Genomic DNA, 13095 nt, shown 5'->3' on the forward strand with positions numbered 1-13095 from the left:
CCTGGACTACCGCACGCCAGAACAGGCAGAACGACAAGCAGCAAACGTAGCGTAACCCGTCCACGCAAGTCGTGGAGGATCAGGTGTCGCTGGCACGCCGTGCGCGTCGAGGTAGGACGGTGCCGCCGCGAAGACGAGCTCCATCGGCTCGCTGATGCGTACCGAGATCATGTCACCCTGCAACCCCCCTGCATGTCGCACGCCGCAGTCGAACCGTTCGGCCACGATGTCGACCAGCCCGTCATTGACGACCAGTTCCACAGCGACCTCCGGGTAGCGCTGCGCGAGCGTCGCGATGCGAGGCAGGACGACATAGATAGCCGCTGGCCGATGCGCATTGACGCGGACCCGCCCCACCGGGCGGTCGCGTGCCTGGTCAAGCTCGGTCAGCATGTCCTCCACCGATGCCATCGCGGGGCGCAGCCGCAGCAGGAGCTGCTCGCCTGCGCTCGTCGGTGAGAGCGAGCGGGTGGTGCGATCCAGCAGGCGGATGCGCAGCCTGTCCTCCAGGCTCCGCATGGCGTGGCTCAACGCCGACGCTGACAGGCCCAGCCGAGCCGCTGCCTTCGCAAAGCTGCCTGCCTCCACGATTTCGGCAAATACGGCTAAGCCCGACCAGAGCTCGCGGTCCATTCCTGAAAATCCTTCAGCATCCCATGCGGCCCTGAGGCACTAATCGGCCTTTGAGCTGCAGTCCATCATCAGCTGGGTGCACGGAGAGAAGCATCCGATGAATCTTCAGAGCTATCGCCCACTCGGCCGTTCGGGCCTTCTGGTCAGCCCGCTCGCCCTGGGTACGATGACCTTCGGCACCGCGCGGTGGGGTGCCGACGAGGCTGGCAGCCGGGCGATCTTCGAGCGCTACGTCGAGCTGGGCGGCAACTTCGTCGACACCGCGGACGTGTATTCCGGCGGCCGCTCGGAGGAGATGGTCGGCCAGTTCGTTGCCGAACGCGGTCTGCGCGACCGGATGGTGATCGCCACCAAGTCGGGGTTCGCGACCGGGGAAGGGTTTCATCAGGGCGGCAACGGCGCACGGCACATCCACGCGGCGGTCGAGCGTTCGTTGCAGCGGCTGCGCACCGACTTCATTGACCTCTACTGGATCCACATCTGGGACGGCATCACCCCTGCGGAGGAGCTGCTCCAAACCATGGCAGCGCTGATCCAGGCGGGGAAGATCCGCTACTGGGGCATCTCGAACATGCCAGCCTGGTATGCCGCGCAGCTTGCCACACTCGCACAGGTGCGTGGACTGCCGTCGCCCATTGGGCTGCAATACTTCTACTCGCTGGTCGAGCGCGGCGTGGAGAGCGAGCACGTCCCTCTGTGCCAGGCGCTCGGCATGGCTTTGGTGCCGTGGAGCCCGCTGGCCTATGGCCTTTTGACCGGCAAGTACGACCGTGCCGCCGTCGAAGCCGCCGCGCCCCGACAGGGCGGTGTCCCGAATCAAGCGGAAGATGGTAGCCGAACACGTCCGGAAGGCGACAAGCGGCTGGATGGCGACAATCCCTTCGGCGACACCCTCTTCACCGACCGCAACTGGGCCATCGTCGAGACGCTCACGCGCGTTGCGGACGAGGTGGGCGAGAGTCCAGCCCGCGTTGCACTGGCCTGGGTGGTGGGACGGCCAGGCGTCGCGTCCACGCTGATGGGCGTTAGCCGCGTCGAGCAGGTGACCGACAACGTGGCTGCGCTCAGCCTCAACCTGACACCTCAGCAATTGGAAGCGCTCGACGCAGCGAGCGGGGGCGACCAGAAGTTCCTTTACAGCCTCTTCCGGCCAGGAGTCCGCAATCAGGTCGTGTTCGGGGGTGCCGACGTGCGCGGGTGAGCAACTTCATCACAGCGGACCATGTCCGCTATCCCGCTTTTGTACGCGGAACCGGCCGTTCCGCTTCCGGCAAGACTTCGTCATTCCTGAACCTCGTCGGTACGATAACCAGAGTTGGCATCCGATCACATCAGCACGCATGTCTAAGGCTTGACGATAGCCATTCATTGCCTTAGCCATTCTCCCGCAGCTACCTCGATGGCTCTGCCGTAGGCGTTACCGTCATCCAACGCATCCTTCGTCGAGAAGGTCCCAGCAGGGAAATCTCGATACGGAAGGTGCTGCTGTACGCCATCATCTTCTCCTGTAACCGCTCGCCCGAAGCCTTGTCAGCGGATCAACTCCCGCCGTGCTTCCTGGACACGACGCGACCTAAGGAGGAGAAATATGCCGATGTCGCGGCGATGCCTTCCGTATTCGGAACCTGACGAAAGGCAGCAACTATGAAGACGACCGGCAACACGATCCTTGTCACCGGCGGCACCAGCGGCATCGGCCGCGCGATTGCCGAGAAGTTCCATGACCGCGGCAACCGCGTCATCGTCACGGGGCGGCGCCAAGCCCTGCTCGATCAGATCGCGGCGGCCCGTCCCGGGCTGATCCCGATGCCGCTCGACCTGGACGATCCTGCCTCGTTGCTCCGCCTCACCAGTGAGGTTCGCGCGCGCTTCCCTGACCTCAACGTGCTCATCGCCAATGCCGGCATCTCGCGGGTGGAGGACGTGGCCGCGGATGACTGGGACGTGTCGGATGCGGAGGCAATCGTGCGAACCAACATCCTGGGCGTGCTGCGCGTGACAGCGGCGTTCCTGCCCATCCTGAAAGGGCGGTCGGACGCGGCAATCATGGCGACCAGCTCCGCCCTCGCCTTCGTGCCGCGCGCTGACTTCCCGGCCTACTGCGCCAGCAAGGCGTTCCTGCACTCCTGGCTGACCTCCCTGCGTCACCAGCTCCGCAAAATCCCTGTCGAGGTCTTGGAGCTCTCGCCGCCCTACGTGCGGACGGAGCTAACGGGCAGCGAGCAGGCTACCGATCCACGGGCAATGCCTCTCGAGGCCTACGTTGCCGAGGTGATGCGGATGCTGGAGCGGGAGGATCATCCCCGCGGCGAGGTGCTGCTGGCACGGGATCATGCGCGGCGCTGGGCCGAGCGGGACGGCCGCTACGAAGAGGTTTTTGCCGCCATGAACCCGGACTGAGCCCGCTCCTCACCAGAGCCGCGATAGTCGAGACAGGCCCGGCCGGTGGATGATCCGCCCGGGCCAAGTCCGGAGCTTCGCGTCAGGTAACCGGCGGCTCTGTGGGCTGGACTCCGCCGAAATCAGTAGAGCGGGATATGGTCTCCCACGCGGCGACTTCAGCACGCATGGTATCGAGCTTGGCCTCAACAAGGCTGAGGGCATCGGCGCCGAGATAAAGGCGGGTCGGTGGGTCATCCGAGGCCACCAGTGTCAGGAGGGCCTGAGCCGCCTTGGTGGGATCTCCCGGCTGGTTTCCGCTCTTCGCCTGCCGCGCGGCGCGGATGGGGTCCATCACCGCGTCATAATCGGCAATGCTTCGCGGGGCGCGGTCCATGGAGCGGCCTGCCCAATCCGTCCGGAACTGTCCCGGCGCCAGGGCCGTGACATGGATGCCGAGATGCTTCACCTCCTTGCCAAGCGCCTCGGAAATGCCTTCCAGCGCGAACTTGCTGCCGCAGTAAAAGGCGACCCCGGGCATAGTGATGAAGCCGGCCATTGAGGTGACGTTAACGATATGCCCGGAGCGGCGCTCGCGCATGCCAGGCAGCACCGCCTGGATCATGGCCACCGCGCCGAACACATTGGCGTCGAACTGCCGCCGCATGTCATCGAGCGAGGATTCCTCCAGGATACCCTCGTGCCCGTAGCCTGCATTGTTAACGAGAACCTCGACCGGCCCTGCCGCACGCTCCGCCTCGGCGACAGCATCGGGAATGGCAGCGAAGTCCGTGACGTCCAGCATGACGGCATGGGCGCGGCCGGGTGCCTGGGCCGTGAACGCCGCGCCTGCCTCGGCCGTTCGTACCGTGCCGATGACCCGGTGCCCAGCCGCCAATGCGCCGCTCGCGAAGGCCCGGCCAAGGCCAGAACTGATGCCTGTGATCAGGAAAGTTTTCGTGTTGCTCATGTCTTGCCCTTCGGTGGCGCCAGGATGGGGCTACCGCGCCACGCCTGGCTGCCATAATGTACTCGGATACATTATCTATATCATGATATAGATATTTCAAGATGCCCGATGATGGAGATCACGACATGGCGAAGGCGGCTCAGCCGGGGTTGAGGGAGAAGAACAGGCAGACCGCGCGCGATCTGGTGTTGGACGCGGCCGAGCGGCTGTTGCGGCGTGGTGAAACAGCGGACTTCTCGATGCGGGCGCTGGCGGCGGAGGCGGGCGTCGGCTTCGCGACGCCGTTCAACCACTTCGGCAGCAAGAACGCGATCATGCAGGCGCTCTCCTCCCGAGTCATCGCGCGCATGGCCGCGCGCTTCCGTGAGGAGCAACCAGCGGGCGACGCCCTGGACCGCGTGCTCGCCATGGGCCGGATCGCGGTCCTGCTTCTGCTGGAGCAACCGGAGGTCTACAAGGTGGTGGTCGGCTCTTTGGGAACAGCAGGGCCCACCTCCAGCGCGGTTCGGCCGCAGTCGGAGGCGCTGTGGGTCCTCGCGCTCGGCGATCTCGACGGCATCGAGAACGGCATGCAGAATGTCGCGAGGGCTCAGCTTCCCGGGCATCTCGCGTTCCTGTTCCGCGGCTGCGTTTCCTTCTGGATTGCTGGGGAACTCGACAACGGCGCCCTCGGGGCGGCATTCGACACGAGCGCTTGCATCGCCTTGCTCGGTATCTCGCAGCCGTGCCGGCGGGACGATCTCCTGCGGCGGATCACGGACAACGAGGCCGCGGGCGCCGCCGAAGCCTTACCGCCTGGGGGCAGTTGAGGGGCAATGTGCCGGGGCCTGTTCGCCACCATCGCGAGGTATGCTCCCCCTGAGTGCCGCCACTAGCGCTTCCGCGGCAGGGGAGTAGGAGCGCCCTGCCCGGCGGATGACGACGACCTCGCGAGCGAGATCCGGCGAGAGGCCGCGCGTGATCAGCTCGGGGGCAAGCTGCAATTCGCTGGCCGTCGAGGGGAGCAGCGCAATGCCTAGCCCGGTGCGCGCCATGTTGATGAGCGTGGCCGCGTGCACGGCCCGCTGCCGGACGGTCAGGGATAACCCTCTCGCGGCAAATGCATCCGACAGCAATCGGTCTACCGACGTATCCGTCTCCATCAACAGAAGGGGCTCCGCCGCGATCCTCTCGAGCGTGACGGGACCGGAGGCGAGGCGATGGCCAGCCGGCATAACGGCCACGATGCGGTCTTGGAACAATGGCTCGGCTTCGAGGTCCGAGCCGTCCTCAGGTCGGCTGGCGATGCCAATTTCCGCTAAGTCCGCCCGGACCATCGCCTGAACCCGCCCGGTGACGGCTTCCTGCAGTCGCACCTGCAGGGTGGGATGGCGCTCCTGAAGCAGCGCTATGGCAGCCGGCAGAAGCCCGGAGGCGACAGAGGGCACTGCGGCCAACCGCACTGTCCCTGCCCGCCTTGACGCCGTGCCACGGGCCACGTCCAGCGCGTGCTCCAGATCCCGCAGCAGCGGTTCCAGTGTTCGCGCCAGCTCCGACCCGGCCGCGGTAGGCTCGGCGCCGCGCGGCAGCCGGTCCAGCAGCCGCAGGCCGAGAGCCTCCTCCAGCCGGCGCACCTGCACGGTGAGCGCGGGCTGCGTCCGATGCAGCAGACCGGCCGCCCGGCTGAACGACCGATAACGCGCGACGGCGACGAAGGCCTGCAGGCTTCTCAGGCTGATATCCATACGGAAGCATTATAGGTCGGCGACAGTTTTTCAATTGTTCTATTCCGCACCGGGGAGCATCGCTGCCGGACAAGACTGGCAGGGCGATGACGGCCTGGCCGGAAGGAGGACGTCCGATGCGTATTGCGCTGCATTCTCGGGCTATCCGGCGTCGGGCCTGCATGGCTGGCGCCTTGGGCTTTCTCGGCGTACCGGCAGGGATGCAGGCCGCGGCCGCTGAAGGTTGGAGGCCGACACGACCGGTCACGCTGGTTGTGCCCTTCGCCGGCGGCTCGGCGACGGATGCCGTTGCGCGCATCATCGCGCAACTGATGAGCGAGGCGTTCGGCGGCATCCCGGTGGTCGTGGATAACCGCGCTGGGGCGAACGGCGTGATCGGCGCGCAGCTGGTGGCCCGGGCGGAGCCAGACGGGCACACGCTCCTGGTGACCACCAACACGACCCATTCGGCGAACCCGGCTCTTCTGCGGCGGCTGGACTATGACCCAGTGGCCGATTTCGCGCCGGTCGCCCGCATCGGCGACGTGCCGTTCATGCTCACCGTCGGCAGGAACTCGCCTTTCCACACAGCGCATGCGCTGCTGGACGCGGCGCGCGAGCGACCGGGGCAGATGTCCTATGCAAGCGGGAACAGCACCGGCATCGTCGCGGGCGCGACCATGGCGCGGCAGGCCGGGATAGAGATGCTCCATGTCCCCTACCGCTCCACACCGCCCGCCATGACGGATGCGATGTCCGGGCGCGTGGACTGCATGTTCGTCGACATTGCGGCGGGGCTCGGCAATGTCCGTGGTGGCCAACTGCGCGTCCTGGCCCTCAGCACGGCAGCGCCGTCGCCGCTCCTTCCCGGCGTCCCGCCGCTCGCGGAAGCCGGCGACCTGCCAGGCTTCGACCTGATCTCCTGGAGCGGCGTCTTCGCCCCTGCGCGGACGCCCGCGCTGCTCATCGCCACCCTCAACCGCGTGATCCGAGGTGCCATCGAGCAGCCCGAGGCGCAGGCCCGCTTCGCCGAGATCGGCTACAGCGTTCTTTCCGGCACGCCGGGTGATCTGGGGCGCTTTGTAAGGCGACAGCTGGACGTCTGGCGCGATCTGGTCGACGCGGCGGGCATCGAAAAGGAATGAGCACCGCCGCCAGCCCATCGGGGATGATCGACGCCGTTCTGGACGGCATCGTGGTGCTGGATTTCGGCCAGCTTGTCGCGGGCCCGGTCTGCGGCATGTGGCTGGCCGACATGGGCGCGACCGTCATCAAGGTGGAACCGCCGGAGGGCGAGCTGGGCCGGCAGCTTGGCCCGCCCTGGCAGAACGGGGAAAGCATCGCCGCCCTGTCGGCTAACCGGAACAAGATGGGCCTCTCGATTGACCTGAAGCAGCCCGGCGCGCCCGCGGTGATGGAGCGTCTGGTGCGAGGAACGGACATCGTGCTGGAGAACTTCCGTCCGGGGGTCGCCAGGCGGCTCGGCATCGACGACGTGACGCTGCGAGGCTGGAAGCCTGACCTGATCCATTGCTCCATCTCGGCCTACGGCCAGGAAGGACCCTGGCGGGGCCGGCCGGGCGTGGACGGCATCATGCAGGCCGCGACGGGGCTGATGAGCGGGATCGGCCTGCCTGGCGCCGAGCCGGGCAAGGCCCCCCTGCCGCTCGCGGACATGACTGGCGCGCTGTTCGCGACGATCACCATCCTTGCCGCGCTGCGGCGCCGTGACCGGGAGGGCGTGGGGTCGAAGCTGGATGTGAGCCTCTACAACGCCATGCTGATGATCCAGCAGATGAGCCTCGCGGCCTTCCTGAGTTCCGGCGACATGCCGGTGCCGGCGGGCAGCGCGGCCCCTTACGCCGCCCCCAACGAGGCCCTGCCTACGGCCGACGGCTGGATCATGGTGGCGGCCTATCAGCCGAAGCGCTGGGCCGGGCTCTGCCGGGCTGTGTGCCACCCGGAGCTTCTGGATGATCCGCGCTTCCTGACGAATGCGGACCGGGTGGCCAACCGGGCCGCGTTGCGGGAGGTCCTCTTCCCCGTGTTCCGGGCCTTCCCGACCGGCTACTGGCAGGCCCTGCTTGCCCGCGAGGACATCATTGCGGCGCCTGTGGCGAACTACGCCGATGTCACGCGCTCCGAGCAGTACACGGCCAGTGGCATCGAGGTCGCCTTCGAGCATCCCACCGCCGGCACGGTCCGGATGCCCGGCTTCGCCGCCGGATCGCCACGTCCCGCCCCCCCGAGGAGCGCCCCTCCGCGCCTTGGGGAGCACTCGCGCGGCGTGCTGGGGCGGTTCGGCTTCACGCCCGCAGAAATCGACCCGCTGATCCGTGAGCGGATCGTCCTGGAGACCACACCGACATGACGGAACCTTTCCTTCGCGAGGAGCGGCAAGGTGCCGTCCTCGTGCTGACGATGGACGGGCCCGAGGACCGCAACGCGCTCTCCTCCGCCCGGCAATGTGAGGAGTTCGTCGAAGCCTGCCGCCGAATCAACACCGACCAGAGCGTCAAAGTCGTCATCCTGACCGGACGGGAGCCTGCATTCTGCTCGGGCGGCAACATCAAGCACATGCGCTCGCTCGAGGGTTTCATGGCCGGGCCTGTGCAGGAAGTGGCCGAGGGCTACCGGTCCTCCCTGCAGCAGCTCGCCCTCTCGCTGTATGAATTGCAGGTGCCGGTCATCGCCGCTGTGAACGGCCCGGCGATCGGCGCGGGTCTCGACATCGCCTGCATGTGCGACATCCGGCTCGCCTCGGAGCGGGCGCGCTTCTCGGAGGCCTTCGTCCGGCTGGGCCTGATCTCCGGCATCGGCGGTGCTTGGTTCCTGCCTCGCGCCGTCGGGCCATCGCGTGCCGCTGAGCTCAGCTTCACGGCCAGGGTGTTCGATGCGGCTCAGGCCCTGGAATACGGCCTAGTATCGGAGGTCGTGGCGCCCGACCAGCTGATGCCCCGCGCCCATGAGCTTGCCGGGGAGATCGCGCGGCATTCCGGGATGGCCCTGCGCTTCTGCAAACGCCTGCTGCGAAAGAGCGACGGTCTGGACCTGAGAGCCAGCCTGGACCTGACGGCGGCACTCCAGGCCATCGCTCATCAGACGCCCGAACATCATGCTGCGGTGGAGTGCTTCCTGGCCGCAAGGGAACGGGGCTGATGCGCGCTGCAACCGTGGCTTCCTTGGATAGCGGCCCCCTTTGCTTTCATGGAGGCAGCCGAAGCGGTTGATGGCTCGACGAGCGCTCATTGGAGGAGCAATTTGGCCGCAGACGGATATCTGCCGCCGGATTGCGCTGCGAAGAAGCCGCCATGCGAGGTCGGGCCTGGCTTGGTTAGATACGCGGCCGACCTCGCAGCACTGCGCTAATGCAGCCGGACAACGCGCGAAAGCAGCGTCTCAGTGATCGCCGTGAAGCGTTCCGGCTCGCCAAATGCCCTTGCCGACAACATCGCTCCGTAAATGGCCGACATGAAGGCATCCGCCTCCTCCGCAGGCGACCTGACCAACGACACGCTTCCTTGGCGAACACCCAGAGCGAGGAGTTGTGTCAACCATCCCACCAATTCGGCGAAATGCAGCCTGACGGAGGCCGCAAGATCGGCCGGCAGGCTCGGGAGTTCGGCAGCGAGCATCGCGGCCACGCAGAACGGCGCGGTGTTGTCGGCAATGCAATGCTCCCAATAGGTCGCATAGGCACGGAGCTGGGCACTGGCCTCCGGCTCCGCCTCCGCCAGATGCTCGACCTGTGCCCGGATCACCGCGCGCGACTGGTCGACCACAGCCTTCGCCAAGTCGCTCTTGCTTGCGAAGTGGTGATGGATGCTTGCCTTTCTTATCCCGATCACCTCGGCGACATCGGCATAACTGAAGCCGTTATATCCTCGCGTCATGATGAGACGCCGCGCTTCGTCGACGATTCGTTCGGCAGTGGATCGCATCGTTCCCTTCGCTTGCCTTCCATCAGGAAGGTAGCCGCTTGACGTCGCACCCACAACCTATCTACCTATTAGTAGGCAGCCAAGCGGACCATGGCTGATGGCCATGGTTCCGCAGCATTCAGAAAGGTGCATCATGCAGCCATCGTCCACGCTGCGCTCCCGGCTCGGTGCCTTCTCCGTCATTGCGGTTGTGCTGGGAGGCACCACCGCGGCCTTTGCCTATACGGCTGGCTGGATATCGCCGGATCGCCTCTCGCGCGAAAAGGTGGTGGCTGGACTGAGCCCTCCAGAAGGGCCGGCGCCGGGCCACCGGCGCAATCATGTGAAGGGCATCTGCTTCACCGGAACGTTCGAAGCAAATGGCGCCGGCGCAGCTCTCTCCCGCGCATCCTTGCTGGCCGTCGGCTCCTATCCTGTCATCGGGCGGTTCAACCTGGCCACGGCGGCCATCTCTGATCCCGATGCCAAGCCCCGTGTGCGTGGCCTCAGCCTTCAGATCCTCGGGACCGACGGCTCGGAATGGCGTACCGCCATGATCACCGCCCCCTTCTTCCCGGTGTCCACGCCAGAGGCTTTCTATGCCCTGCAGCAGGCCTCCGCGAGCAAGGAGCCGGGCGCCATGGGCGCCTTCGCCGCGACGCATCCGGAGATCGTCCGTCTGGGGGCCTGGGCCAAAAGCGCTCCATGGACGGCAAGCTACGCCGAAGAGCGCTATAACAGCCTCAATGCCTTCATCTTCACCAGCACCGATGGCCAGAACCGCGCCGTACGCTGGTCCATGCAGCCAGAGGCCCAGCCGGTAGCCGTTTCGCCGGACCAACTCGCCACCCGCGCGCCTGATTTCCTGGAGCAGGACATCAAAGCCCGCGTTGCCGCCGGCCCGGTGCGCTGGACCATGGTCGTGACCATCGCCGGGCCCGACGACCCCGTTGCCGACCCCAGCAAGGCCTGGCCAGAGGGCCGTCGCACTGTTGAGGTTGGCACTCTGACGGCCCGGGAGGTGGAGGATGAGGCCGATGGCCCTTGCCGTGACGTCAACTACGACCCCACTGTGCTGCCTGACGGCATGAGCACCTCCGCCGATCCTTTCCCGGCTGCCCGGTCCTCCGCCTATGCCCTGTCGTACCAGCGCCGCGCGGCTGAGGCCGCCCAGTATCCCCGTACCACGCCGGGAGCCCGCCCATGACCCCCGCCCGCTTCAGCCCGTTGCAGCGCCTGTTCCACTGGGTGATGGCAGCCTGCATCCTCGCGATGCTCTTCATCGGCGTGGGCATGGTCTCGACCATCTCGACCCGCTACCTGACGCTGGTCTCCATCCACAAGCCGCTCGGCATCGCGATCCTCGTTCTTGCCGTGCTGCGCCTCTTCCTGCGCTTCCGCCGCGGTGCGCCTCCGCTGCCGGCTGACCTGCCGGAGCCAATGAAATTGGCAGCCCACCTCTCTCATCTTGCGCTCTATGCACTGATGATCATCATGCCGCTGCTGGGCTGGGCGATGCTCTCAGCCGAAGGTCTCCCGGTGTTGCTCTCCAGCAGCTTGCGCCTGCCCCCCATCGCGCCACAGCAGCCGGAACTCTATGCGCTGCTCCGAAGCGCGCATGGTTACCTTGCCTATGCCTTCTTCGCCGTCATCCTGCTTCACCTGGGCGCGGCGCTGTACCACGCGCTGGTGCGCCGCGACGGGGTTTTCGAGGCGATGGCGCCGGTCCCGACGCGGACCCTGACCGACCCGTAGAACCAGCGCGGGACGTCTGATCAGGCGCATGTCATGGGCAGCCTGGCACCATGCCTCTGCGGGCCGGATGAACGAAAGGTTGATGATACGGAGAAGTCCGACGTTGAAGCTCGGCTGGAATCAAATCGGCAGACGCTCGACAACATCGACGCCGCCCTTGTCTATATCTTTGCTGAGCGCTTCGGCTGCACAAACGCGACCTGCGTTCTGAAGTTCGAATATAATTTACCTCCTCTGGATAGAGCCAGGGAAGAATATCGATATGCCCGGCTGAGAGGTCTTGCCAAGGAGAACAAGATTAATCAGAACTTCGTCGAAATCCGAATGCGGTTTGTTATCGATCAGATCATCCAACGTCACAACGAGATCGCTGGTGAGCATGAGGCACCGCAAGCTTCTGCGACGTAGGTCCATCGGTTGTCATCACCTAATTCTTGCTGATGGCGTGAGCCTTGTCCGCACCTGATGCGGCACTGCGTGCGCGCTCAAGAGGGGCCGGTAGAAAGCTGCGTCGATACTCGGCTCGTCAGGCGAGGCGGAGAGGCTGCAGGAGATGCAAGTTATACCGCATGCCAGTATCATCAATGTAGACGCAGGTGCGTTTCTTGTATCGAAGGGCTGCGAGGAATTTCTGAGGCAAGGGAGCGCTGCCGTATGGATCATTCGTGACACAAGCAGAGCGGCCTGTTCGCCGTTGCCTGCCTACTTCGCACAGCCGGCAGGGAAGCCTCCGAGATTCCCTGGAGTGTGTTGTTGAACCAAGTGGAGCCAAAGCAATGAACGTCCACCGCCGATCCTTGACATCATCGGTTCTCGCTGCTGTCGTCGCGGCCATGCTGCCTGACCCGTTGCAAGCTGCTACGTCCCCTGTACCAAGGGCTCGCAACGTCGTACTGGTTCACGGCCTCTTTGCTGACGGTTCATCCTGGTCCGAAGTCATTCCGCTCCTGCAAGCGAGCGGCCTGAACGTCACTTCCATCCAGAACCCATTGACCACGCTCGCCGAAGCCGTTGAGGCGTGCCGCACGGTCCTTGATCGGCAGGATGGACCGACGGTTCTCGCAGGGCATTCTTTCTCTGGAATGATTGTGACGGAAGCAGGTATCCACCCGAAAGTCTCGGCCCTGGTCTACGTCGCGGCTCGTGCTCCGGACGCTGGGGAAGACTACACCGCGCTGTCGAAGAAGTTCCCGACAGCGCCGGCATCAGCCGGCATCGTCTTCGACGGCAGCGAAGGAAGGCTTGAAGAAGAGGCATTTCTGCGAGACTTTGCGCCCGACCTTCCGCGAACCAGGGCCAAAGCTCTTTACGCCGTTCAATGGCCGTTCCAGAGATCTCTGCTGACCGATAGAACGACAGATGCGGCATGGCGTTCAAAGCCGTCTTACTACGCGATCTCCACGCAGGACCGCGTCATCGATCCTGATCTTCAACGTTTCATGGCCAAGCGCATGAACGCGAAAGTGGCGGAGCTCGAATCAAGCCACGTCTCCCTCCTGTCACATCCACAGGCAGTTTCAGATCTTATCATCGAAGCCGCCCAGGGAGCCTAGCAAGGCTATTTCTGGCCGCGGCTGCTAGGTTCCGCTCGCTTGCAGCGCCGCAGCAACAGGCCTCACAGGCATGCTTTTAGCAGCCAGACAAATAGGAGTTCTAGGCTCAGGGCCTATTAATGAGCCTCTTGAGCTTTGATCTTGCTGTGATTCCATGGCGTCGGAGGTGCTGCCATGGCTGA

14 protein-coding genes are annotated in these 13095 nt (G+C 65.3%); 10 read left to right on the forward strand and 4 right to left on the reverse strand.

Going from position 1 to position 13095, the window contains the following annotated elements; all coding sequences use genetic code 11:
• Positions 1-6: 6 nt before the first annotated feature.
• Positions 7-633, reverse strand: coding sequence for a LysR family transcriptional regulator (locus EBE87_RS26210; protein ID WP_120639853.1), 627 nt, complete (start codon positions 631-633; stop codon positions 7-9).
• A gap of 97 nt (positions 634-730) precedes the next feature.
• On the opposite strand from EBE87_RS26210, the gene EBE87_RS26215 reads away from it, so the two are divergent.
• Together EBE87_RS26215 and EBE87_RS26220 are read left to right on the forward strand one after the other, a co-directional pair.
• A complete protein-coding gene (locus tag EBE87_RS26215) occupies positions 731-1834 on the forward strand; it encodes an aldo/keto reductase (RefSeq protein WP_120639854.1) in 1104 nt (367 codons plus the stop codon).
• A 443-nt stretch (positions 1835-2277) separates the two neighbouring features.
• Positions 2278-3033, forward strand: a complete 756-nt coding sequence (locus tag EBE87_RS26220; RefSeq protein WP_120639855.1) for an SDR family oxidoreductase — start codon at positions 2278-2280, stop codon at positions 3031-3033.
• A gap of 82 nt (positions 3034-3115) precedes the next feature.
• Here the strand turns inward: EBE87_RS26220 and EBE87_RS26225 are convergent, their stop codons facing one another.
• A complete protein-coding gene (locus EBE87_RS26225) occupies positions 3116-3982 on the reverse strand; it encodes an oxidoreductase (RefSeq protein ID WP_120639856.1) in 867 nt (288 codons plus the stop codon).
• Positions 3983-4107: 125 nt separating this feature from the next.
• Here EBE87_RS26225 and EBE87_RS26230 point away from each other — a divergent pair, with 125 nt between their 5' ends.
• Positions 4108-4791 (forward strand): TetR/AcrR family transcriptional regulator, encoded by a 684-nt coding sequence (locus tag EBE87_RS26230; protein ID WP_120639857.1) that lies wholly within the window; start codon positions 4108-4110, stop codon positions 4789-4791.
• Here the strand turns inward: EBE87_RS26230 and EBE87_RS26235 are convergent.
• A complete protein-coding gene (locus EBE87_RS26235) occupies positions 4771-5706 on the reverse strand; it encodes a LysR family transcriptional regulator (RefSeq protein ID WP_120639858.1) in 936 nt (311 codons plus the stop codon). The genes EBE87_RS26230 and EBE87_RS26235 overlap by 21 nt on opposite strands.
• A gap of 116 nt (positions 5707-5822) precedes the next feature.
• Here EBE87_RS26235 and EBE87_RS26240 point away from each other — a divergent pair, with 116 nt between their 5' ends.
• The 3 genes from EBE87_RS26240 to EBE87_RS26250 are packed head-to-tail and all read left to right on the forward strand — an operon-like array spanning position 5823 to position 8844.
• A complete protein-coding gene (locus EBE87_RS26240; protein WP_233553354.1) occupies positions 5823-6830 on the forward strand; it encodes a Bug family tripartite tricarboxylate transporter substrate binding protein in 1008 nt (335 codons plus the stop codon).
• Complete coding sequence (locus tag EBE87_RS26245) at positions 6827-8056, forward strand: CaiB/BaiF CoA transferase family protein (protein ID WP_199726523.1); 1230 nt, start codon at positions 6827-6829, stop codon at positions 8054-8056. The genes EBE87_RS26240 and EBE87_RS26245 overlap by 4 nt, the downstream gene beginning before the upstream one ends.
• Positions 8053-8844: a crotonase/enoyl-CoA hydratase family protein gene (locus EBE87_RS26250; RefSeq protein ID WP_120639861.1), complete on the forward strand. Its 792-nt coding sequence runs from the start codon at positions 8053-8055 to the stop codon at positions 8842-8844. The genes EBE87_RS26245 and EBE87_RS26250 overlap by 4 nt, the downstream gene beginning before the upstream one ends.
• A 206-nt stretch (positions 8845-9050) precedes the next feature.
• Here EBE87_RS26250 and EBE87_RS26255 read toward each other — a convergent pair whose 3' ends face one another.
• Entirely contained in the window at positions 9051-9626 is a 576-nt protein-coding gene (locus tag EBE87_RS26255) for a TetR/AcrR family transcriptional regulator (protein ID WP_120639862.1), read from the reverse strand.
• Positions 9627-9759: 133 nt separating this feature from the next.
• On the opposite strand from EBE87_RS26255, the gene EBE87_RS26260 reads away from it, so the two are divergent.
• The 4 genes from EBE87_RS26260 (at position 9760) to EBE87_RS26275 (ending at position 12913) form a co-directional block, all read left to right on the forward strand.
• The gene (locus EBE87_RS26260; protein ID WP_120639863.1) at positions 9760-10812 is read left to right on the forward strand and encodes a catalase family peroxidase; all 1053 of its coding nucleotides are present in this window, start codon (positions 9760-9762) and stop codon (positions 10810-10812) included.
• A complete protein-coding gene (locus tag EBE87_RS26265; RefSeq protein ID WP_120639864.1) occupies positions 10809-11360 on the forward strand; it encodes a cytochrome b in 552 nt (183 codons plus the stop codon). The genes EBE87_RS26260 and EBE87_RS26265 overlap by 4 nt, the downstream gene beginning before the upstream one ends.
• 33 nt (positions 11361-11393) lie before the next feature.
• On the forward strand, positions 11394-11768 hold the full coding sequence (locus tag EBE87_RS26270; protein ID WP_120639865.1) for a chorismate mutase: 375 nt from the start codon (positions 11394-11396) through the stop codon (positions 11766-11768).
• A gap of 368 nt (positions 11769-12136) precedes the next feature.
• Positions 12137-12913 (forward strand): alpha/beta fold hydrolase, encoded by a 777-nt coding sequence (locus tag EBE87_RS26275; RefSeq protein ID WP_120639866.1) that lies wholly within the window; start codon positions 12137-12139, stop codon positions 12911-12913.
• Positions 12914-13095 lie beyond the last annotated feature (182 nt).

This window comes from Teichococcus wenyumeiae (assembly GCF_003696345.1).
GTDB classification, from domain to species: Bacteria; Pseudomonadota; Alphaproteobacteria; order Acetobacterales; family Acetobacteraceae; genus Pseudoroseomonas; species Pseudoroseomonas wenyumeiae.

Excerpts from the sequence above, each read along its gene's own strand:
- EBE87_RS26210 (WP_120639853.1), bottom strand. The coding sequence starts at position 633 with ATGGACCGCGAGCTCTGGTCGGGCTTAGCCGTATTTGCCGAAATCGTG.
- EBE87_RS26215 (WP_120639854.1), top strand. The coding sequence starts at position 731 with ATGAATCTTCAGAGCTATCGCCCACTCGGCCGTTCGGGCCTTCTGGTC.
- EBE87_RS26220 (WP_120639855.1), top strand. The coding sequence starts at position 2,278 with ATGAAGACGACCGGCAACACGATCCTTGTCACCGGCGGCACCAGCGGC.
- EBE87_RS26225 (WP_120639856.1), bottom strand. The coding sequence starts at position 3,982 with ATGAGCAACACGAAAACTTTCCTGATCACAGGCATCAGTTCTGGCCTT.
- EBE87_RS26230 (WP_120639857.1), top strand. The coding sequence starts at position 4,108 with ATGGCGAAGGCGGCTCAGCCGGGGTTGAGGGAGAAGAACAGGCAGACC.
- EBE87_RS26235 (WP_120639858.1), bottom strand. The coding sequence starts at position 5,706 with ATGGATATCAGCCTGAGAAGCCTGCAGGCCTTCGTCGCCGTCGCGCGT.
- EBE87_RS26240 (WP_233553354.1), top strand. The coding sequence starts at position 5,823 with ATGCGTATTGCGCTGCATTCTCGGGCTATCCGGCGTCGGGCCTGCATG.
- EBE87_RS26245 (WP_199726523.1), top strand. The coding sequence starts at position 6,827 with ATGAGCACCGCCGCCAGCCCATCGGGGATGATCGACGCCGTTCTGGAC.
- EBE87_RS26250 (WP_120639861.1), top strand. The coding sequence starts at position 8,053 with ATGACGGAACCTTTCCTTCGCGAGGAGCGGCAAGGTGCCGTCCTCGTG.
- EBE87_RS26255 (WP_120639862.1), bottom strand. The coding sequence starts at position 9,626 with ATGCGATCCACTGCCGAACGAATCGTCGACGAAGCGCGGCGTCTCATC.
- EBE87_RS26260 (WP_120639863.1), top strand. The coding sequence starts at position 9,760 with ATGCAGCCATCGTCCACGCTGCGCTCCCGGCTCGGTGCCTTCTCCGTC.
- EBE87_RS26265 (WP_120639864.1), top strand. The coding sequence starts at position 10,809 with ATGACCCCCGCCCGCTTCAGCCCGTTGCAGCGCCTGTTCCACTGGGTG.
- EBE87_RS26270 (WP_120639865.1), top strand. The coding sequence starts at position 11,394 with ATGGGCAGCCTGGCACCATGCCTCTGCGGGCCGGATGAACGAAAGGTT.
- EBE87_RS26275 (WP_120639866.1), top strand. The coding sequence starts at position 12,137 with ATGAACGTCCACCGCCGATCCTTGACATCATCGGTTCTCGCTGCTGTC.